The following is a 925-nucleotide window of genomic DNA, read 5'->3' on the forward strand; positions in this document are numbered from 1 at the left end:
GATTGAAACTCGGGGCGATGGGTGACCAGCAGTAGCACCGGCAGGCTCGCCACCAGCTCGACGGTCCGGTCCAGCAACTCGCGCGAGCTCGGATCGATCCATTGCGCGTCCTCGCACACGATCAAGATTGGATGTCGCCGTGCCAGAGCCTCAAGCTGTCGAACGAGAGCGTCGAAGGTCTTTTCCTTCCTTCGCTGCGGCGTGACGACAATCCGCAGGCTGCGATCGGCGGTCGAGATCGATAGCAGCTCGGCGAGGATTGCCACATCCTCTTCGGGCGGCGATGCAGGGGACAGCGTCGCCCGCAGCTTGTCGAGCCTGATCCCCGGTGTGTCCTCACGCTCGAAACCAGCGGTTCGCTGGAGCTGCGCAATGAAGGGATAGAGCGCGCTGTCCTGATGACGCGGCGAGCAGAAATAGCGCAAGCGAGTGTGCGGTTCGCCCTCGATATGCTCCTGGAGAGCCGCGACAAGGCGTGACTTGCCGATCCCCGCTTCGCCGGCAAGCAGCACTACCTGGCCGGCGCCCGTCCGCGCGCGATCCCAGCACCGTCCCAGCAGCTCGAGTTCTTCCTCGCGCCCGACCAGCGGGGTGAGGACCGCCGCGTGCAGCGCCTCGAAGCGGCTCACCATTGTCCCCTCGCGCAGCACTCGCCAGGCGCGCACCGGCACGGCGAAGCCCTTCAGCGCCACTGCGCCGAGATCCTGATAATCAAAGAGCCCGCCGATCAGCCGCCGCGTATCCTCGGCGATCACCACCCCATCCGGCTCAGCGAGCGACTGCAGCCGGGCAGCCAGGTTCGGCGTTTCACCGAGCACCGCCTGCGCCTCCGATGCCTCGCTGCCGATCAGATCGCCGATGATGACGAGACCGGTCGCGAGCCCGAGACGAACCCGCAGTTCGAGTCCAGGCGGGGCGCCCGGCG

At 66.8% G+C, this 925-nt stretch carries 1 protein-coding gene; it reads right to left on the bottom strand.

Annotation, left to right across the window (positions count from 1 at the left end):
* Positions 1 to 925, bottom strand: a 925-nt coding sequence (locus C7G61_RS42865) for an ATP-binding protein (RefSeq protein ID WP_145963833.1), incomplete at both ends; no start/stop codon positions are given.

Origin of the sequence: Bradyrhizobium algeriense, assembly GCF_003062295.1 — a bacterium.
Taxonomy (GTDB): domain Bacteria; phylum Pseudomonadota; class Alphaproteobacteria; order Rhizobiales; family Xanthobacteraceae; genus Bradyrhizobium; species Bradyrhizobium algeriense.